The organism is Bacillus sp. FSL H8-0545, assembly GCF_038006105.1.
In the GTDB taxonomy this organism is placed as follows: domain Bacteria; phylum Bacillota; class Bacilli; order Bacillales; family Bacillaceae_G; genus Bacillus_A; species Bacillus_A cereus_U.
In genome coordinates this window covers 177,513-201,905 of sequence record NZ_JBBOUO010000001.1, presented here as the reverse complement: position 1 = coordinate 201,905, position 24,393 = coordinate 177,513, and the positions used below count along the sequence as shown (strand labels likewise).

Sequence of the window (24,393 nt, the reverse complement as noted above, 5' to 3'; positions counted from 1 at the left end):
TAAGGAGAGATTATAATGAACAACATTACTTTCAACAAATCAGACTTTATCGGACTTGCAAGTGGAGCAGCTCTTCTTACGGCTTTCATTTACGCACTTGCTCAAAGTCTTGTTTAACACTTTGTTTCCCCAACCCCCTTTATATATAGAAAAGGCTGCTCGTCTTATAGACAAGCAGCCTTTTAGTTTGTTTCATATATAATTTGGCCTGTTTTGCTTATATCATATCCACCAATTGCTTTTAATTCATTGTGAAACTCTTCAGATTGCAAAATCCCTTTTATAACCTCAATAAGTTCCTCATTTTCTTTATTCTTCAGAAGTACTAAATCATACTGCTCTTTCATTATCGGAATAAAGTCTACGTTCACAATTTGGGAAAACTTTTCTGAACCTACCCCAACATCAGCTTTTCCATTCGCGACTTGCGAGGCAACACCAAGATGATTCGATTCTTCCCATTCATACCCGTTAATATCTTTACTTAATTTTTGAATTCGCAATTGCTCATCCACTAACACCCTAATACCAGAACCTTTTTCTCGATTTACAAATCGTATAGATGACTGAGCTAAATCAGCCCATGTTTTTATATTTTGTGGATTCCCTTTTTGCACATAAAACCCAACATTTCTTGCTAATAAATTAATCATAATATATGGTTGTCCAACTAAAATACGCTTTACGTACGGAACATTATATGTACCTGTTTCGCCATCAAATAAATGCAAGCTAACGACGCTTCCTTCTCCTTGGTACATCTTCACTAAACTCGTTAAACTACCTTGATATGCTCTTAATATATTAGAATTTGGCAGACGATTTTCTATATGTTTTGCCAACATATCTAACGTTAGTTCTTGACCACTAATGATGCGTGTATTCGAACTACTAATTTCGTACTTCTTTACAGAAGTAAATTGCACCTTACCTGTTTTCATTTGCTTGATATATTGTTCTAAATCCGCTGCATCAATACGCATTTGTCTACCAACCCTATAAGAAGGAAGTTCTCCTTTTTTAATTAGGTCGTATACAGTTAATTTTGATACTTTTAATCGCTTTGCTACTTCTTCCGTTGTGTAGGAATGATGATCCATAGACGATTCCTCACTTTCTCCCTTCATTGTAACAAAGAAAAGAATATTTCTCCTAGTTTTTAAAAACAACTATATCGTTCAAATTATATTCAATTATAACTAGTTATATTTAGTTATAATTAGTTATAATTAATTTAGTAAACGAAGGGGGATTTTTTATGAACAAATTTACATTACGATCCATTGGGGTACTTATACTTTCTTTTCTTCTTATATTCAGTGTAGCTTGTTCAAGCGAAGAAAAGTCAGCTGCTAAAGAGGGAGAATCAGTGGAGCTGACTATATCAGCGGCTGCAAGTTTACAAGATGCATTAAAAGAAATTGAACAGCAATATAAAGAAAAAGAACCAAACATTAAGCTTTCTTTTAACTTCGGTGCTTCTGGTGCACTTCAACAACAAATTGAACAAGGTGCGCCTGCTGATTTATTCTTCTCTGCAGCAGAAGATAAATTCCAAACCCTTGTTAAAAAAGGATTCATTAATGAAAAAGAAGGGAAAAACCTTCTTGGAAATGAACTAGTTCTAGTCGTTCCAAAAGATAGTTCTCTTACAAAATTTCAAGATTTAAAAGATGAGAAAATCAAGAAAATCGCACTTGGTACACCCGAATCCGTACCTGCAGGAAAATATGCAAAAGCTTCTCTCACACATGAAAATCTTTGGAATGACGTTCAAAAGAAAATCGTATTTACAAAAGATGTTCGCCAAGTGTTAACATATGTAGAAACAGGTAATGTTGATGCTGGTATTGTATATAAAACAGACGCTCTCGTTTCAGACAAGGTGAAAATTGTAGAGGCGGCAGCGGCTAATTCTCATGAGCCAATCCACTATCCTTTAGGTGTTATAAAGGAATCTAAGCATAAGAAAGAGGCGACTTCATTCTATGAATATTTACAGTCAAAAGATGCACAATCTATCTTTAAGAAATATGGATTTACACTCCTGCCATAATTGCTATGAGCTTTGATACAATTTTGTCACCTGTCTTTCTATCTTTACGAGTAGCTGCGTGCGCCACCATTATCGTTACAATTTTGGGAACGATTATTGGACGAGCATTAGCGCGCTCCTCGTGGCGATATAAAGTACTACTAGAAACTATTTTCTTATTACCAATGGTGCTTCCACCAACTGTTATCGGCTTTTTTCTAATTATCATTTTCGGAAATAACAGTCCCATTGGAAAGTGGATTGAATCATTATTTCAGCAGTCCATTATGTTTACATCTACTGCTGCTATCATTGCTTCTACAGTTGTTGCATTTCCGCTCATGTACCAATCAGCAAAAACAGGATTTTCTATCGCAAATGTACAAATTGAAGATGGCGCGCGCGATCTTGGTGCAAGTGAATACCAAGTTTTTCTACATGTCACACTCCCGCTTGCATTTCCTGCGTTACTAAGTGGTATGATTTTAAGCTTTGTTCGCGCACTTGGTGAATTTGGTGCAACTTTAATGTTTGCAGGAAATATACCTGGCAAAACTCAGACGATTCCAACGGCGATTTATATGGCTATTGATGCAAGTAATATGCAACTAGCTTGGACACTTGTAATCATAACGATTAGTATGTCCCTTCTATTCTTACTATGTATTCAACTCATTAATAGCAGAATTACTACTTCTTAAAGCAACTTTCGACAAAAGTTGCTTTTTATTTCCCGAAAAATAAAATGATTTGATTAATGACTGAATTTTACCTCTTATTTAAATATACATTTTATTTGAATTCACTTTCTAAAATAGGTAATTTCCTGTTATTATATGAAAGTGTTTCAAAAAATGAAGAAATGAAAACGCATTTATATCGTGAATTCTTCATCCTGTTTTAGCGATCGGTAATCTTCTACTCTATTAGTGGGGCATTACCGATCGTTAGAACGATATGTAATTATATTGGTATAGAAAACCGAAGGGAGTCTTGTAATGGACATTTTATTAGCGCTTCTTCCTGCAATCGCATGGGGAAACATCTTATTAGTAAGCGTAAAAATGGGCGGTGGTGCATATAGCCAAACGGTAGGTATGACAATCGGTGCTCTATTCTTCGCAACAACTATGTATGTATTTACTCAACCAACTTTAACAATGACAATCTTGATTGTTGGCTTTATTTCAGGTTTATTCTGGGCTTTAGGACAAGTAAACCAATTAAAAACAGTTGAAAAACTAGGTGTTTCAACTACTGTAACTATTTCTACTGGTATGCAACTTGTTGCAACTTCTATCTTTGGCGTTATCGCTTTTCGTGAGTGGACTACTACTACAACGATTGTTCTGGGAACGATTGCAATCCTATTAATCGTAGTTGGTGTTGTATTCACATCACTAGATGATAAAGAAAATGCACAGCCACCAGGACAACTGAAAAAGGGACTTCTTACTTTAATTGTTTCTACTTTCGGTTATCTTGTATATGTAATTATTATTCGTTGGTATAACATTGATGGTTGGTCTGCTATTTTACCACAGGCAGTTGGTATGTTTGTTGGTGCGGTTGTACTGACATCTAAACATAAACCATTTAACAAATATGCAATGCGTAATGCTTTATCTGGTTTACTATGGGGAACAGGAAACTTATTCTTACTTCTTTCATTACCACGTGTTGGAGTAGCAACAAGCTTCCCATTATCTCAAACTGGAATCGTTATCTCAACATTCGGTGCGATTGTCTTCTTAGGTGAAAAGAAAACAAAACGTCAATTGATCTTTATTGCACTAGGTAGTGTTTTAATTATCGGCGGCGCTGTATTGCTTGGTATGACGAAAGCATAAGCTTATAATTTATCAATCCCTGAAGCATAAATGCTTCAGGGATTTTTGATTATAACTATTTTTCAAATATAATAATCTTCATAGCCCTTTTTATATAACCTGCCCTCTCTCCAATTGTATTCCCTCTACTATAAGCCGTTTCTTTTTACAAAATTCTCTTAAAAATGGTATCGTTTTTTATAACATATTCTCATCAGAAAGGAATAAAGGATATGCCTAATAAACATCGAATTTTATTTATTGGTGCCGGTCGTATGGCAGAAGCTATATTTGCTGGACTACTTACAACAAGTAAAGAATACATCGAAGAAATTATTGTTTCCAACCGAAGTAACAGAGAAAAACTAACACAATTACAAACTCAATATGATCTCTCGATTACAACGGATTGGAAGCAGCATATTAAATCTGTAGATACGATTGTTTTAGCAATGCCGCCTTCTGCACATGAAGAGCTATTAGCAGAGTTATCTCCGTTAATATCAAATCAACTTGTTGTAACAGTAGCTGCTGGCATTGGCCCATCTTATTTAGAAGCTAGACTCCCAGAAAACACACCTGTTGCCTGGATTATGCCTAATACAGCTGCTGGCATTGGAAAGTCTATCTCCTTATACACGACGGGAAATTCCGTAGATGAAAGACATCATGAAACGTTACAACTTCTTTTAAAAGGTATTGGTACCTCACAGTTTTGTACCGAAGAGGAAGTTCACCAACTTACCGCAGTTACTGGTAGTGCACCTGCTTTTCTCTATCACTTTGCTGAAGGTTTAATTGAAGCAACGAAAAGCTATGGTATTGATGAGGAAACAGCAAAACACCTTGTCATTCAAATGATTGCTGGCTCTGCCGCTATGCTCCAGCAAAATCAGGATCCAGCTATGCTCCGCGAACAAGTAACAACACCAGGAGGTTCAACGGCTGAAGGCTTAAAAGTTCTATATGAAAATAATTTTTCAGAAGTCATTCAACAAGCAGTTGAAGCGACCAATAAAAAAGCTAGGGGGAATTAATATGACTTTAACAAGTTTAAACGACTACACAACATTACATAACGGCGTGAAAATGCCTTGGTTCGGCTTAGGTGTTTTTAAAGTAGAAGACGGATCAGAAGTAATCGATTCTGTAAAAGCAGCTATTAAAAATGGATACCGTAGTATCGATACTGCTGCCATATATAAAAACGAAGAAGGCGTTGGACAGGCAATTCAAGAATCTGGTATTCCTCGTGAAAATTTATTCATCACTTCAAAAGTGTGGAATAGTGATCAAGGTTACGAGTCAACATTACAAGCATTTGAAACTACATTAGAAAAATTAGGTCTAGAATATTTAGATCTATATTTAGTACATTGGCCTGTAAAAGGAAAATACACTGAATCATGGAAAGCTTTAGAGCAGCTTTATAAAGATGGTCGTGTTCGTGCTATCGGTGTGAGTAATTTCCATATTCATCATCTGCAAGACGTATTTGAAATTGCAGAAATTAAACCAATGGTTAACCAAGTGGAATACCACCCACGTTTGGCACAAGAAGAACTACATGCTTTCTGTAAAGAACATAGCATTCAACTTGAAGCTTGGTCACCATTAATGCAGGGGCAGCTACTTAATCACCCAACATTACAAGAAATCGCTACAAAATATAATAAATCGACTGCACAAGTTATTTTACGTTGGGATCTACAAAATGAAGTTGTAACAATCCCTAAGTCTATTAAAGAACACCGCATTATTGAAAATGCAAACATCTTCGATTTTGAATTAAGCTCGGATGATATGAAAGCAATTCAAGCTTTAAATGAAAATCATCGCGTTGGTCCAGATCCAGATAACTTTAACTTCTAGTAAGGAAACCACTGCCATATGCAGTGGTTTTTTTACTTTTAATAAAACTGAAAATTTAAACTATATTTCATTCGATTGACACTTCATTATCTAAGGTGTAATATTTTGAATTATCAAAGAAACACAAAAATTAATAAAATTTATTTGTTTACTCATTGTATCAAGAGAGGTGGAGGGACTGGCCCTTTGAAACCTCGGCAGCAGGTTCATTTTGAATACTGTGCCACTTCCTGCAAGCTTTGTGCTTGAAAGATAGAATGAGGGACTTCGTTTATATACGGGTGCATAACTTGTACGTAGAAATCCCTCTTTCTCAATACGAAAAGAGGGATTTTTTGTTTTTCATTTCCCTCATCATCATCCAATCTTATTAACTATTTAGGAGGAAAATCAAATGAAAAAGAAGTTTGTACCCGGTATTGCATCAGTTGTAGGAGTAAGTATTTTATTATCTGGTTGCGGTAGTTATAAAAACGAAGCGAGCGGAGCAAATGCAAAAGATGAGGCACCTAGTAAACAAGTTTTAAACTTATCTTCACCTACTGAGATTCGAACAATGGATACGGCTCGTGCTACAGATACTGATTCTGGTCAAGTAATGAGAAACGTATTTGAAGGTTTGTATAATCTTGGTGAAGGTAACAAACCTGTCCCAGGTGTTGCAAAATCTCATGAAGTAAGTGGCGATAAAACGAAATACACATTCCATTTACGAGATTCAAAATGGTCAAACGGTACTCCTGTTACAGCGAAAGATTTTGTCTTCGCTTGGCAAAGAGCTGTTGATCCAGCAACAACCTCTGAATATGCTTTTTTATTCTTTGATATTAAAAACGCTAAAAAAATTAATAGTAAAGAGCTTCCAGCCGATCAACTTGGTGTAAAAGCAGTTGATGACCATACGTTTGAAGTAGAATTAGAGCGCCCTGTTCCGTATTTTATTAGCTTAACGGCATTCCCAACATTTCTACCAATCAACGAGGAATTCTTTAAAGCACAAGGTGATAAGTACGCTTTAGAAGATAATAAAATCTTATACAACGGAGCTTTTACACTAAACGATTGGAAGCATGAACAAAGCTTTAAATTTAAGAAAAACTCTACCTATTGGGATAAAGATAATGTCAAACTCGAAGAAATCAATTTCAACGTTGTGAAAGAGAAATCGACAGAAGTAAATTTATTCGAATCCAAACAATTAGACCGTATAAAACTAACATCTGACTTCGTTGATAAATATAAAAAGGATGCTAACTTTAAAGAACGTCCGAACGTAGGCGTACAATTTTTACGTATGAATCAACAAAACAAAGTACTTCAAAACGTTTCTGCGCGCCAAGCGATTGATCAAACTATTGATCGAAAATCCTTTGTAAATACGTTATTAAATGATGGCTCTACACCAACCTTTAGTCTCGTTCCAAAAAACTTTGCAAAAGGGCCTGATGGAAAAGACTTCCGTACTGCAAACGGCGATTTAACAAAAGTTGATACAACATCTGCACAAGAATTATGGAAGAAAGCAAAAAAAGAACTTGGTTCTGAAAAGATAACATTAGAATTATTAACAAGTGATGGTGACCTTGAGAAGAAAACTGGTGAGTTCCTAAAAGGACAACTAGAAAAGAATTTAGATGGCTTAACAGTAAATATAAAACCGCAACCACGTAAACAACAAGTTTCACTCTTATTAAAAGGTGATTACGAAATTGGAATTGACGGTTGGAGTCCTGACTTTGCTGATCCAATTACATTCCTTGAATTGTTTACAACGAATAACCCTTACAACTTAGATCATTACTCTAATAAAGAGTTTGATGACACAATTGAAAAAGTTAAAACTACCTTGGCTGGTGATGAAAAAGCTCGCTGGGAAGCGTTACTAGCATCAGAAAAAATATTATTTAAAGACTCTGTTATCGCTCCTCTTTACCAAAAGGGAGAATCTTATTTAGAGCGATCCTTTGTAAAAGGCATTGTGCAAGTAGACTTTGCTGGTCAATTAAACTTCAAATGGGCAAAAATTGAAAAATAAAGTGAAACTTTAATCAGTGGGGGTTCTTCATCCCCCACTGATTATTAGTTGAACCAATCGGGCTTTTACGGGCAGTTGATCCCCCACCTAACTTCTTTGCTTTCACTGAATTTTGAGGTGGGGATCTTACTGCCCGTTAATGCGGGATAAAATGCAACTTGGATCATCGTGTTCCCACCCACACCCATTGTTTTTTTAGCAAAATATATTAAAAGCAGATTCCCTAATACGAGGAAATCTGCTTTTTTAATATATTATTCCAAGAAATTAACACTCCACTTTTTATTATTGACATATAGTTCTCTCTAGTGTTAATATTCTAAATAATCAAAGAAACGAAATATTTTACCATCAAAATGTAATGTCTACTAAGTTGAAACATATAACGATAGATTATAGTTCAACTTGTATATACATATAGAACACCCGATTACCTATATACACATATTTATAATAGGTTTTCTCTTCTTCTATAGCTACACTTCAAGACATGGACATTATGACGTTACGAACAACACATTTAGGGAGGAAAGAACAATGAAGAAGAAAAAAGTTGTACCTGTTGTTGCATCTGTTTTAGGGGTAAGTCTACTACTAACAGCTTGCGGAGGAAATAAAGATAATGCAAGCGGAGCGAAAGCAAACGATAAAGCACCTAATAAACAAGCGATTAACTTATCATTCGCTTCAGAAATCCCAACAATGGATGTTGCAAAAGCAACGGACGGGGAATCCATGAACGTAATGAGAAATGTTTTTGAAGGTTTATATGCAATGGGAGAAGATAATACACCGATTCCTGGTGTTGCTGAGTCGGTTGACATTAGTCCAGATAAAACAAAGTATACTTTCCATCTTCGTGATTCAAAATGGTCAAACGGTACTCCTGTTACAGCAAAAGACTTTGTCTTCGCTTGGCAACGTGCCGTAAATCCTGAAACAGCTGCTGAATATGCATTCTTATTCTTTGATATAAAAAATGCGAAACAAATAAACCAAAAAGAAGCAGCGATCGACCAATTAGGTGTTAAAGCTCTTGATGATAAAACTGTAGAAGTACAACTGGAGCGCCCTGTTCCCTACTTCTTAAGCTTAACAACATTTTCAACATTCTTACCAATTAATGAAGAATATTTAAAATCTCAAGGTGATAAATACGGTTTAGAAACGAATCATTTAATTTACAACGGTGCTTTCACATTAGATAACTGGAAACACGAACAAAGCTTCCAATTGAAAAAGAATCCTAACTATTGGGATGCTAAAACTGTAAAACTAGAAGAAATCAACTTCAATGTCGTTAAAGATAAGTCTACAGAAGTTAACTTATATGATTCAGGACAAATTGATCGTGTTGCTTTAACTGCGGAGTTTGTTGATAAATATAAAAACGATGCAAACTTCAAAGAACGCGCTGAAGTAGGTATTCAATTCTTACGACTGAATCAAAAAAATGCAGTATTAAAGAATCAACATGCACGTCTTGCTATTAACGGAGCAATGAATAAAAAGGCTTACGTAGAAACAATTTTAAATAACGGTGCAATTCCAGCCGAAGGAATGGTTCCTGCGAAGTTCGCAAAGAGTCCAGATGGCAACGACTTCCGTAAAGAAAACGGAAACCTAGTTAAAGATGATGTGAAAACAGCAAAAGAAAACTGGAAAAAAGCGAAACAAGAACTTGGTACTGACAAAGTAACAATTGAACTATTAACAAGTGATAATGCTTTAGCTAAAAAGACTGGCGAATATTTAAAAGGTGAACTAGAAAAGAATCTAGATGGATTAACAGTGAACTTAAAGCCTCAACCACGTAAACAACAGTTAAAACTACTATTAAGTGGTGATTACGAAATCGGAATCGATGGCTGGGGCCCTGACTTCGCGGATCCTATTACATTCTTAGATCTATTCACAACAGATAGCGCTTATAACTTCGATAAATACTCTAACAAAGAGTACGACGAGCTTATTCGTAAAGTAAAAACTGATTTAGCTGGTGATGAAAAAGCACGCTTTGAAGCAATGAAGCAAGCTGAAAAAATCTTATTACAAGATGGTGCTGTCGCTCCTTTATACCAACAAGGTCGTTCTTACTTACAACGCGGATTTATTAAAGGACTTGTAACAACTGACTTCGGCGGTGAATTTAACTACAAGTGGACAGAAGTTGCAAAATAACAAACGCTAGTAAAAAAGGTATCCACATGAAGGATACCTTTTTTACTTTATACGTCTTTAGCTACAAAACCTCTTCCCTTTACTATTCCTTTTATACCTATAGCGATTCCCGCTACCAATTATGTAACTAGTATAATAAATAATAACGAAATAATATTTTTCTCTAAATTAACTCCACCAAATATTATTGTGTAATAACCATTTGCTGCGTATGTTGCGGGAAATAATCCCGAACGGCAAACCTGTTTTTCCAATGCAGTGATAAATACATATGTATTAATACTAAGAAGACTAAAAGGACGATTATCAACTCTCTTCATAGCTCTCTTTTTGTATTGAACCAAAACTCATCATAAATATAACCATAAACATCAAATATGTTCTCCACGTCAAAGAAGGTATATGCCCTGACCAAAGATAGCTAATTAAATAGTTAATTGCCATAATACAAGACGATACTACTAAACTAATACTTATTAGTTTTACATATTCGAGCATATCTTTTCTCCTTACTTTTTAATTTTCTATTTCTTCAAATTGCAGATTCACCGGCTCTTCTAGGAGTGTTTCATAAAAGTTTTCTGCCAAATCTGTTGAAGGAATTTTTTCATCCACTTCATCAAATCGAATACTATCTAGCCACACACAACCTTCTCCTGATAATAAAACACCAAATGCAATACCAAGTGCTTCTTCTTTTATATCTAATACAACCGAGTACGATTGCCAGTTATTCGTATTTTTGATTGGGCGATTTTGCATGTTATCCATAGCAAGTGGCTCTGTATCTTTTCCATCTACTCGCATCCATAATCCCGCCCAGTCTCTTACACTCTCACTCTTAATAAATGCTGTTAAACGTAATCTCTTACCTACATATTTATCCGCTCGGAACATTTGCATTAATGTTGAAAACCCTCCGTGTGTAACGTTCTCTTTTCCTTTTATATATGCAGATACTTTTCCTTGATGAACAACTTCGTAATCTAAACCCATCTCATATTCAGCAGGATGACTTCCACTTAATACCCATCCTTTCGGTATACCTTTTTCCATTGAAACGCCCTCTCTTTCTATATAAAATGACTGGAAATACTTTCGATATTTTTTTGGTGGTAATTGAAACATTCTTTTAAAAGCTCTAGTAAATGCCTCTTGTGAGGAAAAGCCATATTGCACTGCAATATCAATGACTGCTCTTTCAGTCGATACTAAAGCCTGTGCAGCATGAGTTAATCTTCTCTTACGAACATAATCCGTTACACTCATCCCGATATAACTTTGAAAAATACGATGAAAATGGTACATCGATACTGCACCGTGAAATGCCACTCTTTCTGTTGTAAGCTCTTCATGTAAATGATTCTCTATATATTCAATCGCTTTTTTTATCATCTCTTTATATTCTTCATGCATTTCAGTACCTCCTTACAACTTCAATTTACCATATACATACAAATCATTTTTGATTTAAATTGCGGATTAACCCTTAAAGCTATGAGAAAATAATTTATTTTCAACACATACATAATTACATGAAATTGGGAAAAACTTGTATAGAAAGAAGTTACATAAGGAGGAATTTATAATGAGAATTTTACTATCAGCTTTATTAGCTCTTATGCTAGTACCTGCATTAACAGGATGTAAAGCTCCTGCAAAAGAAGATACAACTTCTAATAAAAAGACAACTGAAGAAGCAAAAAATGAGGCTCCTGCAGATTTAAAACTAAACTTTAATGAATTTGATTTAAAAACAGACTATCAAGATACGAAGAAAGACTACGAAGCTGATTATAAAAATGTAGCCGCGGATAAGAAAATGGAAGCAAAAATTGAAGACCATAAAACAGATGTAAAGTTCACAGGTGACGAGGCTATTACGAAATTAAGCCCTCTTCTACAAGAGCTGAAATTTAATAAAGATACTCCTGACCAAGAAGTAATCGATCAAGTAGTAAATGTGTTCAAACTTGATAAAGACTACCAAAAATTCGATTTAGAAGTTGTCTTTTCTGATGGAACGAAAAAAGAATATAAACGCGAAATAAAATAAAGAAGTAGGCGGTTGCCTACTTCTTTATTTTTTAATTTTTACGTATCTTAGTTCTGGACTAGAACCGATAATGAATTGGACGCCAGATACTGATGATTTTTGTAAATATGAAGCACTTGGGAAAATAACTGGGATTAACGGTGTATCATCAAACATAATATCTTCCGCTTTATGCAATAAGTCAAAACGCTTATCCTCGTTTTGTTCAACTTCTGCTTCTTTTACTAAAGCGTCGAATTCTTTATTATGCCATTTTGCATAGTTATTCGGACCATCACCTGCATATAAATCTAGTTTAGTAATTGGATCTAATAGAGAGCCGCCCCATCCCATATAAGCTAATTGGAAATCACTTTGCTTATATGTGTCGATGTAACTCTTCCATTCTTTATTTTCTAATTTAATATCTACTCCAAGATTTTTCTTAAACATTTCTTGCATTGCTTCTGCTACTTTTTTATGTTGTGTATCTGTAGTGAATTTTAATGTTACTTCAGGTAATGTAGACCATCCTTGTTCTTTCATACCTTCTTCTAATAATTTTTTCGCTTCCGCTGAATCAAATTTTATGTAATCACCTTTTTCTTTACGGAAATCACGACCACCTTGTGTTTTTGCCCCTTCTGGAACGAATGCATATGCTTCTTGTGCATTATTTTTATACAATTTTTCAACGATAAACTTACGATCAACCGCTAATGAAAATGCTTTACGTACTTTCGCATTTGTAAACGGCTCTTTTTCTACGTTAAACGAGTAAATATAAGATGAGAATCCCGCAACACGTTTATATTCTTTATTCCCTTTTTCTTTCTCAATCATCTCTTGTGGTAAGCCACTTAATAAATCTAATTCTTTTGATTTGTACAATTGATACGCTGTTTTAGAATCTGGAATAATACGAAACTCAATTTCTTTTAATGTTACCTTTTTATCATAGTATTCTTTATTTTTTTGTACTGTAATTGCTTGGTTATGCTTCCATTCTTTTAACGTGAATGGTCCGTTCGTAATTAACTCTTTTGGATCTGTTTTTAATTTATTGTTATCATCAATTGATTTTTTAGATAATGGAATAAATAATGAACTTGCTAATTTTTGTTTAATAGAAGCAACTGGGTGCTCAAGTGTTACCTTTAATGTTTGAGGATCAACCACTTGAATACCAACTTGTCCTTCTTCACCTTTTCCAGTATTATATGCCTCTGCACCTTTAATAAAATACATTTCTGTCGCATTCATAGAACCCGTTTTCGGATTTAATAATCGCTTCCATGCAAACTCAAAATCATTTGCTGTAATAGGAGAACCATCTGACCATTTAATATCTTTCTTTAAATGAATTGTATATTCAGTTCCATCAGCATTTACTTCTTCTTTCTCTGCTAATTCATTTTGATATTTCCCGTCACTATCTTGCGTATATAAACTTGAAAACAACTGCCCAATTATATAACCTGACGTGCTATCTGTCGCAATGGCAGAATCAAGTGTATACGGATCACTACTAATATTCGTTACTAATCGATCTCCTTCACCCTTACCAGCACTCGCTTTTTGCGTCTCTTTCTTACCGCAAGCAACGGAAGTAATTGCTAAAACAGTCATAATGACAAACAGTAAAAACTTCTTCATCCTACATTCTCCTTTAACCTGAAATTTTTGGTGTTGATGCTAATAATGTTTTTGTATAAGAATGTTGTGGATTACGGAATACTTCTTCAGTATTTCCAAATTCAACAAGTTCTCCTTTGTATAAGACAGCCACTTTTTCACATAAATAGTGAACCATCGGTAAATCATGTGCGATAAATAAATATGTATAGCCTTGTTCCTTTTGAATCTTTTGCAGCAAATGTACAATTTGGATTTGCAGTGAAACATCTAATGCTGAAATTGGTTCATCAAGGATTAATACTTCTGGCTCACATAATAGCGCTCTTGCAATGGCAATACGTTGACGTTGTCCACCGCTAAATTCGTGGGGATAACGATCAATATATCGTCTATCTAATCCAACACGCTCTAGTGCATCACCTGCGACTTTATCTTTCAATCCTTTATCGCCTAAACCGAATGAAATATATCCTTCCGTTACGCTATCGCGTACTTTCCAGCGCGGATTTAATGCAGCTGTGGAATCTTGAAAAATAAACTGTACTTTCTGTAAGAAATTCCGCTTATTAGCTGACTTCAGCGTGTGAACAACTTGACCGTTATAATCAATTTCACCAGACGTTGGTTTTTCAATCCCAGCTATGAGCTTACCAAGTGTTGTTTTTCCTGAACCACTTTCTCCGATAATGCCAAGAGTTGTTCCTTTCGGAATAGAAAGTGATATACCTTTTAGCGCCGCAATTTCTTTATTTTTACTTCCATATGTTTTTGTGACTTGTTTTACAGCTATTAAATCTGTCGTCATGAAGCATTCACCTTCTCTTTTGATTTCGCTTTATTATGCTCCAGAATATGCTGCCAGCAATGTGAACTATGCTCCTCAGAATATGTTGTTCTCTCTGGGAAACGATGAATACATTCTTTTATCGCTACTGGACAACGATTCACAAACGGGCATCCAAAACTATTTAACGTTTCAATTGAAGGTGTTGTTCCCTCAATTGCTCTAAGTACCTTTTCTGAATCATCCATATTTGGAATTGCTTGCAATAAGCTTTTCGTGTAAGGATGCTTAGGAGAGCCAATTACTTCTTGAATCGTTCCTTTTTCAACAATGCGCCCCCCGTACATAACAACTACTCGGTCAGCTATTTCACGCACAAGTGCCAAATCGTGAGTAATTAATAAAATACTAGTATTTTGTTTTTCTTTTCGCTCTTTTAATAACCCCATAATTTGTTTTTGAATTGTTACATCTAACGCCGTTGTAGGTTCATCTGCAATAACGAGCTTCGGATGACATGCAAACGCAATTGCTAAACAAATACGCTGCCTCATACCTCCGCTCAACTGATACGGATATTGTTCAAAGCGTTTCTCTGCTTCATGTATCCCTAAATCATTTAGTAAGTTAATTGCAATTTCTTTTGCCTCTTTTTTCGATTTCTTTTCATGCTGCACAATTACTTCTGTAATTTGTCTTCCCACCTTCATCGTCGGATTTAAAGATGAAAGCGGGTCTTGAAAGATAAAGGAAATATCTTTCCCGCGAATTTGATTCCATTCTGATTCTTGTAAATCCGTTAATTCCTTTGATTGGAAAGATATATTTCCATCATCAATATGAATCGATTCTTGATTTAAGCCGATAATTGATTGTGCTGTAACACTTTTTCCTGAACCACTTTCTCCAACAAGTGCAACTATTTCACCTTCGTTAATAGAAAAGGAAACATGCTTCACAATTGCTTGCTTACTATTCTCTTTTTCAACGGCCAACGTTACGTTTTCTAAAGATAAGATTTGTGCCATGTTTTTTCTCCTTTCGATTACGTTTTACGATTTTCGGATCAATCGCATCTTGCAAACCATCACCAATCGCATTAAATGCGAACATGATTAGTGCAATCATGATTGCCGGGAAGAAAAGTTGCCACCATTCTCCGCTTAGTAATGTCCCGAGTGCATCGTTCGTCATCGTGCCCCAGCTCGCTGCTGGTGATTGTACTCCAAGTCCGATAAAACTTAAAAATGATTCTGAGAAAATAGCTGCTGGAATTGTAAATGATAAATTTACGATAATAATCCCTGTTAAGTTTGGAATTAAATGCCCATATATAATTTTCATATGAGGTGTACCTAATCGCTCTGCTGCGATAACAAATTCTCTTTGCTTTAAAGACAAGACTTGTGCTCTAATGAGACGTGCCATGCCAATCCATCCCGTTAACGCAAGGGCGATTATAATTGTAAAAAGTCCTGGTTTCATAACGATTAATAGTAAAATAACAATTAATAAATATGGGATACCGTATAACACTTCAATCCCTCTTATAATCCACTCATCAATTAACGTTCCAAGACGATTACGCCCTCTCACATATCCACTAAAACCTCCGATAAGTACACCAAGCCCTATATCAAGAGCTGCCGCTACCAATCCAACTGTTAATGAAATTTTCCCACCAGCCCAAGTACGCGCCCAAATATCTCTCCCTAAATCGTCTGTTCCGAACCAATGCTCACTACTAGGCGGTAAATTAGTTGCTTCTTTTACTTGTTCACTCGCAGTAAATGACGTTAAACTTTCGCCAATAAGCGAGAAAACAATAATTAGTAATAACGTCACTGCCCCTAAAACTGCTATAGGGTTTGATATAAACTTGCGAAACACTTCCTTTTTTCGGCTAATCGTTTGCTGATCTTTATTTATCGTTAATTCTTTTTTCTCTTCATTCGTTAATAACTGGTCATTAATTTCATAAGCCCCCATTTAAACATTCCCCTCCTTACGTAATAGAACGAATACGCGGATCAACAATACGATGAATGATATCTGTAATAAAAATACATACAATTAATAGCGAACTATAGAAAATGGTTGTTCCCATAATTACCGGATAATCTCGGTTAAAAATACTATCTACAAAATATTTTCCTAAACCAGGAATTGAAAAGATTTTTTCAATAACGAAAGTTCCTGTTAAAAGTCCAGCCATTAATGGGCCAACAAATGTAAGTACCGGAACAATTGCATTTCGAAGAGCATGTCTTATAATGATTTTCTTAATTGGTATACCTTTCGCTCTCGCTAGCTTAATATAATCACTCTGCAACACTTCAATCATATTAGAGCGAACAAATCTTGTAATAACTGCGATTGGCCCGAGCGCTAATGCGAAAGAAGGTAATACAGTATGCTCAAACGTTCCCCACGACGCCACTGGTAGTAATTCAAATTGGATGGCGAATACTTGTATAAATAGTGGCGCTAAAATAAAACTAGGAATAGAAATACCGAGAATCGCAAGCAAGCTCACACTATAATCAATCACTTTCCCATGATATAGCGCGGCAAATGTACCTGCGGCAATTCCGACTAACAATGAAATAACAAGTGCTTGTAAACCAATAATTGCCGACGGTCCAAAACCAGTTGTTATAATTTCCGATACATCTTGACCTGTTGATTGAACAGATTCACCAAAATCAAAATGAACTACCCCATCCAAATAAGCAACATACTGATTCCATAACAGTTCATCAAGGTGATACTTAGCTCTCATGTTTTGTATCACTTCTTCAGGAAAGATTTTCGCATCTGACGAAAATGGATCCCCTGGAATAATATGCATAATTAAAAATGTTACTGTCGTAATGACCCATAGCGTAAACACCATAACCGATAGTTTTTTAATAACATACACTTCAATAACCCCCTAAACAAATGAATTTACTTTGTTTTATTGACATATTTGTTCCTATTACTCCTTTTCCACTTCTTAAAACACAAAAAGCCTTGATCTTAAAAAATAAGATCAAGGCTTAATAAAACTATGCCCATCACTTATCTTTCAAGCCTTGCTTGCTGGAATTAGCACGGTGTTCTATTACAGAACCCGCTGCTGAGGTGTCATAGGGCCAGTCCCTCTACCTCTCTGGATAAGTAAATTGCTATATTATTATTTGGTTCAAATTGTATATTTTGAATTATAATTCTGAAAAAATGAAAAGTCAATCTAATTGGATATATTTAGAAAAATCAGTTTTTGATGGCGTTATTTCTTAAAATCACTACTTTAACTTATAATAAAGGTAATTACTTTAAAGGAGTTATAAGATGGATCCCTTACTTCTGGCTACTATAGGATTGCCATTAACAATTGTCATACTCGTTATCATTGGTTTCTATAAACTCTTCATTAAAAAGAAACGTATCACTTCTTTTTATACACCCTTCGATAATATTACTGGACAAACAATTTCAGAATTTCACGAAGAGCAGAAGGTATTAGTATGCGAGGATGAAGACGGAGATGGTAAGAAGAAAAAATAACCTTGCGCATGCGCAAGGTTATTTTTTCGTTTCTGTTTGAAAACGTTTATAGTATGTCGATGCTGTTGAAAAATTAATTTCTATATCACGAATCAACGATGAATCTTCTTCTTTAGCTAACTTCTGTAATTTTTTCATCGCTTGTTCTGATTCATTTAAGAAACCAACATACATTTCATGTTCTTGTTCTTTCGACTTCGGTACATGAATTTCTTTACGCATATGATCTATATCTTCTAACATGCCCGTTGTTACATTTTGCACGTCTTCCTTAAATTTAGCATTAGTTATTTCCTTACCGCCCTTTTCTTTTGCCACTTCAAATAACTGTAACGCTTTATTAATTTCCTTGTTCATCTTCGCATCATACTTTTCATGTACCTCACGATACACTTTCGTATCTTCTGTCTGTTCAGTAGATTGCTCTACCTTTTCTTTCGGTTCCTTCGTATCTTTCGTGTCTTTATTTCCATTACATCCCGCTAGAAGGAGCATACCCCCAAGCATTGCAATACCGAAAACCTTCTTCATCTCTTATTCTCCTTTTATCTACATCTACTACGAATTACAGTTTCTCTTATCTCCACTTGTTTTATTATACCGAGAACGTCCTAAATTTTGCACTTAAGATGATCTCTTAATAAATATACACACATTTTTGTCACATTATCGTCACTTTATGCAAGTAACTTCACCACTCTACCTTACAAAACTGTAAGCACACATAGAGAACAAACCATGCTAGACTTACATATGCATAACGCAAGCGTAGTTAAGTTTTTAAGGAGAATCACCTATGTACAATACAATACCTTTTATGGGAGAAGATATTCGTGTCCTTATTCGTGAAAGATCACTTCATATTGAAAACACAGAAAACCTTCGCCGCGTATTAAAAAAGCAACATGCTCCATTTAAGTTAGCCCAATATTTAAAACAACAACATACAAATCAATTTCATACTGTGCTAAATATATCGGATAAATCATTAACAATCGAGATTATCGGTCATGTCTACATTGGAAATTTTGCAGATGTCTTAAAAGAAATTCCACGCATACCGAAGATTGCTCCTATTATCGTTGAGAGGGCATATAGAATTACAGATCATACTGATATTATTGACTGCGGGGAGAAAGAGGTCGACAGTAACCGCTGGGTATGGGATAAACTTGCTTTCTTATATGATTCGATCATGAATAATATGTATGAGTTATTTCAAAGAAATGAAAAAAAGAGCTGATTCAGAGAAATGTTTGAATCAGCTCTTTTTTGTTAAGCCTCTAAATTTTGTTTTTGTTGCAGTTCAAACTGCTGTTCACTTCTTTTTGCCATGAATAAATAGCATAACACAGCACCAATTTCACAAAGAGCTATAACAACACCCATAGGAAGTGCTGTATTACTTCCGCCAATACCTACTAGCGGTGCAACAAGCGCTCCTGAAATGAACTGTAATAAACCTAGTAAAGCTGATGCTGTTCCTGCTGCTTGTTTTTGATTTCTCATCGCTAACGAGAAGCCAGTTGTTGATACAACCCCAACACTTGATACAACGAGAAATAGCGAGCATAAAACACCGATTAGACCTATTCCTAATACGATTGTAAGTAGTAACGATAGACCGCCAACAGCCGCAATAACAATACCGGAAACAAATAATGTCTTCTCATTCACTTTCCCTGCTAAGCGGCCAGTAACTTGGCTAGCAATAATAATACCGATACCGTTAATTGCAAAGAACAAACTAAACTGTTGTGGTGATGCCCCGTATATATTTTGCAACACGAACGGTGAACCAGAAATATAAGCAAACATTGCAGCTGTTACTAATCCTTGCGACAATGCATAACCCATAAATAAACGATCTTTCAGAAGCTTTCCATATGTCGCCAGCGTTCCCGACAAACCACCTGTCTCTCTTTCTTCAGGAGGTAATGTTTCACGTAATACGAAAGTAGATGATATTAGCATGAATACACTAATTGCTCCAAGAACGATAAAAACGCCGCGCCATGATGTGAACTGTAATAATTGCCCTCCAATAATCGGTGCCAAAATAGGTGCTGCTCCGTTTACTAGCATAAGCAGTGAGAAAAACTTCGTCATTTCAGAACCCGAATACATATCACGTACCATTGCACGTGATATAACGATACCAGCAGATCCTGAAGCACCTTGTAAGAAACGTAAAAGTACTAAACTCCAAATAGATGGTGCAACAGCACAAAGTAAAGAAGAAGCAACATAAATAATAAGAGCGATAATAAGAGGTTTGCGTCTTCCGTAAATGTCACTAATTGAACCAACAAATAACTGTCCCACTGAAAGCCCAAGCAGACAAGCAGTTAATGTAAGCTGCGCAAGGGATGCACCCGTTTGTAAATCATCCGTTAACTTTGGTAAAGAAGGCAAATACATATCAATAGATAATGGCCCAATTGCCGTAAGTGTCCCTAATACAAGAATCATCCATAACCTGTTTGTCTTTACAGGTTTATATACTTCGTGATTAACTTCATTCACTTTTTCCATTCACCCTTTCATATAACTACTTAACCGTAACAATTATAGTTACAACATAAATATACGTCAAGTATACCGTATTTTCCTGTTTAATAATGTAAAAAAAGCGATAGAATCTCTATCGCTTTACTTTTTCAAATTACTATTTGTAAATTTAGATACAGATGCCATCATTTCTCCTGTGTCTAAATATGTGATTTGAATTGGATCTCCTACTTCTGTAAACATTGCATATGGGAATTTCTTCGCCGGTACCATGAATACTTTTTGCTCGTTTTCTAATAGTACGTACACAATCGTATTTTCACCTGATTTTTCTTTATACACACGTTGTACAGTACCTTCTTTTTGCGCTTCTTTCCCATTTGAAGTCGGTCTAAATGAATCACCACTTCCACTCAGCGCATTTTTATAATTCTCAAGTGCTTCTTTTTGCGTTGAACCTGTTGCAAACACTTTTGCATTAGAAGCATATATAACAGTATGAGCACGTACTAATCCCCCGTCATCAATAACCGGTACAATCCAAGAAGGTTTACCATATACGTTATAAATAACCGGCATTGTTCCATGCCATTTCTCTCTCTTAAAGGAATTATCCACTACTTCTGTAGCAGCCGAACCGTCCATAATTCCCTTCACTTCTTTTCCATTATAGTAATACAACTTTCCTGTACGTGCATCAACTAATGAGTAACCGAGGGCAGAATCTACTCCTTCTTTCGGAGAGGTAAAGTCTGTAAAGTAATACAGTTTACCATCCTTTCCGAAGATTGGCGTAACGCCTTCCTTCGTCCCCCACTCAGTCGGAATCTTCATGTCAGTTTGTGAGAATTTCGTATTCCAAAATCCGTGAATATATTTTCCGAAGTACGTATTTAACGTAGATGCTGTTTCATGATTTAATACACCATCAACGAATTTAGGTGCATTCCCTTTATCATATCGTTTCACATCACCTGTTTGTGCATCAACAACGACAACGCCTTCTACTTCAAACCCTGATCTTCCTGAAATAAACTCACCGTATGTCATTGTATAATACGGTTTTCCTTTATCATCAACTTCAAATTTTGGTTTCCCTTTAAAAACTAAATCTGGCTCTGCTTTTCGAACGACACGTTCTAATTTATTACTGAAAAACATGCTTGGTACATACTTCATTTTATATCCAAGATGTAATTTCGCTTCCGCATCAGGATTTGTACCTGACATTGTTACGTAACCTGGAATTGTTTCCGCTTTACGTGCTTTAAAAAATCCCGAAACTTCTATCGGTGCTACATACAAGGCTTCACCATTTACCATTTGTGGCGTTAATTCCCCTAGCTCAAAATAAGCTACTTTCGGAATATCACCAAATACCTTTTTCATTTTATTTTCCGCTGTTTTAGGCGGAACTGTAAACGGTTGGTCATTTTCAGTAAATGGCTCCGAAATATCTTTCTCTACCTTCACGACCGAATCATATTTCTTTTGCGAGATTACTATATCGTGCAAATAACCAAAATAGCCGTAACTTGCGAGTAAAACAAACATTAGAAGTCCTTTTAACGTACCTTCTAATTTCCCTACCTGCTCTTGTGAGAATAAAACAAGCCCAATTAAAATCGCTACTGCAACAGAATAATGAGTAAGAATAGAATCTGCTCGATCATCAATTAGCCAAAAATATTCATAGATTGCAATACCTATCCAAAATAAAACAGGAATAACTAAAATAGATGATTTCTTACCCTTTACAACTTTCTCATTTCCTCCTTTATCCACCGCGCGAATTTTATTACCGCTTCTAGTCCATGGAATCAAAAATAAAGTGAGAATAGCTAAAACTATAAATTTCATCAAAGGCAATGTCCCCTTTTCTTTTGTCTTCTCCATAAGTATAACAAATAAAGGGTAATCAGGTAAAAATGGGTATGATTATATTTTTTTGCTACTTAATACAATTCCACTCACTACATATAAAACTGAAGCAATGTAAAAAATAGTCCCTATCGTAAAGAAATCCACTAGGTAACCAGTTGCAATTATAGCTACTCCGCCACCAATTGATGTCCATACATGGTATTTTCCAATTTCGTAACCAGCTTCCTTATGCGCTACCTTTCGTGCTAACGATGTCTTCTCCGTATTACGCTGCACAGCACCTAAAATACCCATTAAAATTTGGAGAATGTATACATGCCAAACTTCTGTTGCAATAGGGAAACAAAGCATTAATATAGCCATGGACCATGCGTATATAATTAATAACTTTCTATCACCTATCCTATCAGAGGTTCTTCCAACTAACGGATATACTAGAGCTGAAGTTAAGGCAAATAAACCGTACGCCCAGCCAAATTGCGAGAAACTATTTCCAACATTTCGAAGCAATAGTATATAAAAAGGAAATACCATGCTACCCGCCATCATAATAATGCTTTGTGAGGCCACAAATCTTCTATATGTCATTTGCTATACTCCTTATAAAATAAATTCACAAACCTTTCCTCTGGATCTACTTCCTTCTTTTTCTGAAGGAATTCTTCTATGCGAGGATATGCTTTCTTTAGTTGCTCCTTTTCCGGATAAGAATAATACGGTAAATAATAACTTCCATTATGCTTTAAAGTAACATCAATCATCTTCTGAATGACCACTTTTGTTTTCTTTATTTCATCCTCAGAACGCCCTTGATTAATTAGAAGCACCAGCGCAAACATATCATCTTTCGAATAAGATAGCACCGCATTCTCATTCTTTTCTACATAGCGGATTGTAATGTTAAGAAGGTTTAATTCCTCTTCATTTAAAACGCTTCGCAAATCATCTATATACTCTGCAAAACCATCTATCGGTACAAAGTACTCTTGTAAAACTTCGGTCAAGTTTGGATTATCGTATTCCATAAAAGCACTATCAGATCTCATTACGTTATTTCGAGTTTCGTACTTACCATCTGTACGTTCAAAATAACTTCTTTGTATATCCCAAAATGCGCCCTTTCCCCAGTCACTATAACGTGATAATCCAAGTAAGAATTTCGGCGCAGCTATAATATTTTCTTCTTTTAATTTGCTGTACTCTTTCAACTTCTGTTGATCTTCTGCTAGTACATAATCTGTCACATACATTTCTTTTAAAAATGAATTTGGGGCAACAGAAATACGTGCTAAATGCATACGTATATTCTCGTCCCTTCGCACTTTATTCTTAAAGTATGAAGAGTATTCTTTATAATCTAGTACCTTCGTATGCGTTTCATACAATTCATCGTTTGTTAACTGTAGCGTCACATCTAAAATCACACCAAACAATCCATATCCCCCAATTACATACGGAAACAAATCAGCATTTTCTTCTCTACTTACATTACGCACTGTACCATCTGCCATTAACAATCTGAACGACTCTACTGTATCTATCAATGCTTCATGACGAATATCACGCCCATGTACATTTACACTTAATGAACCACCAACAGTAAAAATATTTTGAGATTGCATCACTTGAACTGCAAGACCATATGGATTGATTTTCTTTTGAATGTCATTCCATGTGACACCGCTTTGCACCCTAATCCTCTTCTTCTCCGGATCGAATTCTAATATTTCATTATACCCTTTCATATCAAGCATCGTACCGTTCGGATAATACGTCTGCCCGCCTTGGCTATGTTGCATACCTGCAATAGAAATCTTCTCTCCAGAAACATTTGCATCTTGCACTAACTTTTTTAATGAACTTTCATCCTCAGCATTTTCAACACGTTTAATTTTCGTTGGAAGCAACTTTCCTACATCGCTCATAATAGGATGTTCTAGTTGCTCTTTGTATGTATATATAGAAGTCGCGAGCAACACTGTATACGCTACAATAACAACTGCTATCTTTCTTTTTTTCAAATGGCACTCTCCTTTT

Annotated in this window: 24 protein-coding genes, 1 pseudogene and 2 riboswitches; of the genes and pseudogenes, 11 read left to right on the top strand and 14 right to left on the bottom strand. The window is 35.5% G+C overall.

Annotated features, from left to right (window positions below; genetic code table 11):
* Positions 1 to 15: 15 nt before the first annotated feature.
* Positions 16 to 117, top strand: a complete 102-nt coding sequence (locus MHI07_RS01155) for a DUF3948 family protein (RefSeq protein ID WP_016103331.1) — start codon at positions 16 to 18, stop codon at positions 115 to 117.
* Between the two features lie 65 nt (positions 118 to 182).
* On the opposite strand, the gene MHI07_RS01150 is transcribed toward MHI07_RS01155, so the two are convergent.
* Positions 183 to 1,127, bottom strand: coding sequence for a substrate-binding domain-containing protein (locus MHI07_RS01150; protein ID WP_033710535.1), 945 nt, complete (start codon positions 1,125 to 1,127; stop codon positions 183 to 185).
* 131 nt (positions 1,128 to 1,258) lie between these two features.
* On the opposite strand from MHI07_RS01150, the gene modA reads away from it, so the two are divergent.
* From modA to MHI07_RS01115, 7 genes are all read left to right on the top strand, one after another.
* The gene (gene modA / locus MHI07_RS01145; RefSeq protein ID WP_340821506.1) at positions 1,259 to 2,056 is read left to right on the top strand and encodes a molybdate ABC transporter substrate-binding protein; all 798 of its coding nucleotides are present in this window, start codon (positions 1,259 to 1,261) and stop codon (positions 2,054 to 2,056) included.
* Between the two features lie 5 nt (positions 2,057 to 2,061).
* Positions 2,062 to 2,736 (top strand): molybdate ABC transporter permease subunit, encoded by a 675-nt coding sequence (modB, locus tag MHI07_RS01140; RefSeq protein ID WP_002151307.1) that lies wholly within the window; start codon positions 2,062 to 2,064, stop codon positions 2,734 to 2,736.
* A gap of 297 nt (positions 2,737 to 3,033) precedes the next feature.
* Positions 3,034 to 3,885 carry a GRP family sugar transporter gene (locus MHI07_RS01135; protein ID WP_016103329.1) on the top strand — a complete coding sequence of 284 codons (852 nt, stop codon included), beginning with the start codon at positions 3,034 to 3,036 and terminating at the stop codon, positions 3,883 to 3,885.
* Between the two features lie 212 nt (positions 3,886 to 4,097).
* Entirely contained in the window at positions 4,098 to 4,901 is an 804-nt protein-coding gene (gene proC, locus MHI07_RS01130; RefSeq protein WP_002113376.1) for a pyrroline-5-carboxylate reductase, read from the top strand.
* A gap of 1 nt (position 4,902) precedes the next feature.
* Entirely contained in the window at positions 4,903 to 5,736 is an 834-nt protein-coding gene (locus MHI07_RS01125) for an aldo/keto reductase (RefSeq protein WP_335470192.1), read from the top strand.
* Between the two features lie 154 nt (positions 5,737 to 5,890).
* Positions 5,891 to 5,995: riboswitch (SAM riboswitch) on the top strand.
* A gap of 135 nt (positions 5,996 to 6,130) precedes the next feature.
* The gene (locus MHI07_RS01120; RefSeq protein ID WP_340821498.1) at positions 6,131 to 7,771 is read left to right on the top strand and encodes a peptide ABC transporter substrate-binding protein; all 1,641 of its coding nucleotides are present in this window, start codon (positions 6,131 to 6,133) and stop codon (positions 7,769 to 7,771) included.
* A 537-nt stretch (positions 7,772 to 8,308) separates the two neighbouring features.
* Positions 8,309 to 9,952, top strand: a complete 1,644-nt coding sequence (locus tag MHI07_RS01115) for a peptide ABC transporter substrate-binding protein (RefSeq protein ID WP_340821496.1) — start codon at positions 8,309 to 8,311, stop codon at positions 9,950 to 9,952.
* A gap of 47 nt (positions 9,953 to 9,999) precedes the next feature.
* Here MHI07_RS01115 and MHI07_RS01110 read toward each other — a convergent pair.
* The 3 genes and pseudogenes from MHI07_RS01110 to MHI07_RS01100 form a co-directional block, all read right to left on the bottom strand.
* Positions 10,000 to 10,272: pseudogene (locus tag MHI07_RS01110) on the bottom strand (hypothetical protein).
* Positions 10,259 to 10,450, bottom strand: coding sequence for a hypothetical protein (locus MHI07_RS01105; RefSeq protein ID WP_340821494.1), 192 nt, complete (start codon positions 10,448 to 10,450; stop codon positions 10,259 to 10,261). The pseudogene MHI07_RS01110 and the gene MHI07_RS01105 overlap by 14 nt, the downstream one beginning before the upstream one ends.
* An 18-nt stretch (positions 10,451 to 10,468) precedes the next feature.
* Positions 10,469 to 11,368 (bottom strand): helix-turn-helix transcriptional regulator, encoded by a 900-nt coding sequence (locus tag MHI07_RS01100; RefSeq protein WP_002113371.1) that lies wholly within the window; start codon positions 11,366 to 11,368, stop codon positions 10,469 to 10,471.
* A gap of 172 nt (positions 11,369 to 11,540) precedes the next feature.
* On the opposite strand from MHI07_RS01100, the gene MHI07_RS01095 reads away from it, so the two are divergent.
* Entirely contained in the window at positions 11,541 to 12,008 is a 468-nt protein-coding gene (locus MHI07_RS01095; RefSeq protein ID WP_340821491.1) for a YusW family protein, read from the top strand.
* A gap of 24 nt (positions 12,009 to 12,032) precedes the next feature.
* Here MHI07_RS01095 and MHI07_RS01090 read toward each other — a convergent pair whose 3' ends face one another.
* Genes MHI07_RS01090 through MHI07_RS01070 form a run of 5 tightly spaced genes read right to left on the bottom strand, consistent with a single transcriptional unit; the run spans position 12,033 to position 17,332 of the window.
* Entirely contained in the window at positions 12,033 to 13,643 is a 1,611-nt protein-coding gene (locus tag MHI07_RS01090; RefSeq protein ID WP_340821489.1) for a peptide ABC transporter substrate-binding protein, read from the bottom strand.
* A gap of 13 nt (positions 13,644 to 13,656) precedes the next feature.
* Positions 13,657 to 14,430 carry an ABC transporter ATP-binding protein gene (locus tag MHI07_RS01085; RefSeq protein WP_070127835.1) on the bottom strand — a complete coding sequence of 258 codons (774 nt, stop codon included), beginning with the start codon at positions 14,428 to 14,430 and terminating at the stop codon, positions 13,657 to 13,659.
* Positions 14,427 to 15,437: an ABC transporter ATP-binding protein gene (locus MHI07_RS01080; protein WP_088077261.1), complete on the bottom strand. Its 1,011-nt coding sequence runs from the start codon at positions 15,435 to 15,437 to the stop codon at positions 14,427 to 14,429. The genes MHI07_RS01085 and MHI07_RS01080 overlap by 4 nt, the downstream gene beginning before the upstream one ends.
* Complete coding sequence (locus MHI07_RS01075; RefSeq protein WP_002202037.1) at positions 15,394 to 16,398, bottom strand: ABC transporter permease; 1,005 nt, start codon at positions 16,396 to 16,398, stop codon at positions 15,394 to 15,396. Before MHI07_RS01075 ends, MHI07_RS01080 begins: the two co-directional genes overlap by 44 nt.
* A gap of 16 nt (positions 16,399 to 16,414) precedes the next feature.
* Positions 16,415 to 17,332 carry an ABC transporter permease gene (locus MHI07_RS01070; RefSeq protein ID WP_340821482.1) on the bottom strand — a complete coding sequence of 306 codons (918 nt, stop codon included), beginning with the start codon at positions 17,330 to 17,332 and terminating at the stop codon, positions 16,415 to 16,417.
* A gap of 137 nt (positions 17,333 to 17,469) precedes the next feature.
* Positions 17,470 to 17,574, bottom strand: a riboswitch (SAM riboswitch).
* A gap of 171 nt (positions 17,575 to 17,745) precedes the next feature.
* On the opposite strand from MHI07_RS01070, the gene MHI07_RS01065 reads away from it, so the two are divergent.
* Positions 17,746 to 17,961: a DUF3951 domain-containing protein gene (locus MHI07_RS01065; protein ID WP_000371385.1), complete on the top strand. Its 216-nt coding sequence runs from the start codon at positions 17,746 to 17,748 to the stop codon at positions 17,959 to 17,961.
* Positions 17,962 to 17,979: 18 nt separating this feature from the next.
* Here MHI07_RS01065 and MHI07_RS01060 read toward each other — a convergent pair whose 3' ends face one another.
* A complete protein-coding gene (locus MHI07_RS01060; protein WP_002113360.1) occupies positions 17,980 to 18,492 on the bottom strand; it encodes a hypothetical protein in 513 nt (170 codons plus the stop codon).
* 265 nt (positions 18,493 to 18,757) lie between these two features.
* Between MHI07_RS01060 and MHI07_RS01055 the strand changes: the two genes are divergently transcribed.
* Positions 18,758 to 19,204 carry a hypothetical protein gene (locus tag MHI07_RS01055; RefSeq protein ID WP_340821478.1) on the top strand — a complete coding sequence of 149 codons (447 nt, stop codon included), beginning with the start codon at positions 18,758 to 18,760 and terminating at the stop codon, positions 19,202 to 19,204.
* Between the two features lie 32 nt (positions 19,205 to 19,236).
* Here the strand turns inward: MHI07_RS01055 and MHI07_RS01050 are convergent, their stop codons facing one another.
* The 4 genes from MHI07_RS01050 to MHI07_RS01035 all read right to left on the bottom strand — a co-directional run bounded on the left by MHI07_RS01050 (position 19,237) and on the right by MHI07_RS01035 (position 24,377).
* Positions 19,237 to 20,496, bottom strand: a complete 1,260-nt coding sequence (locus MHI07_RS01050; RefSeq protein WP_002159578.1) for a multidrug effflux MFS transporter — start codon at positions 20,494 to 20,496, stop codon at positions 19,237 to 19,239.
* Between the two features lie 117 nt (positions 20,497 to 20,613).
* The gene (locus MHI07_RS01045) at positions 20,614 to 22,332 is read right to left on the bottom strand and encodes a DUF3981 domain-containing protein (RefSeq protein ID WP_340826858.1); all 1,719 of its coding nucleotides are present in this window, start codon (positions 22,330 to 22,332) and stop codon (positions 20,614 to 20,616) included.
* Between the two features lie 78 nt (positions 22,333 to 22,410).
* A complete protein-coding gene (locus MHI07_RS01040) occupies positions 22,411 to 22,944 on the bottom strand; it encodes an MFS transporter (protein ID WP_002113356.1) in 534 nt (177 codons plus the stop codon).
* The gene (locus MHI07_RS01035) at positions 22,941 to 24,377 is read right to left on the bottom strand and encodes an FAD-binding oxidoreductase (protein WP_078173573.1); all 1,437 of its coding nucleotides are present in this window, start codon (positions 24,375 to 24,377) and stop codon (positions 22,941 to 22,943) included. The genes MHI07_RS01040 and MHI07_RS01035 overlap by 4 nt, the downstream gene beginning before the upstream one ends.
* Positions 24,378 to 24,393 lie beyond the last annotated feature (16 nt).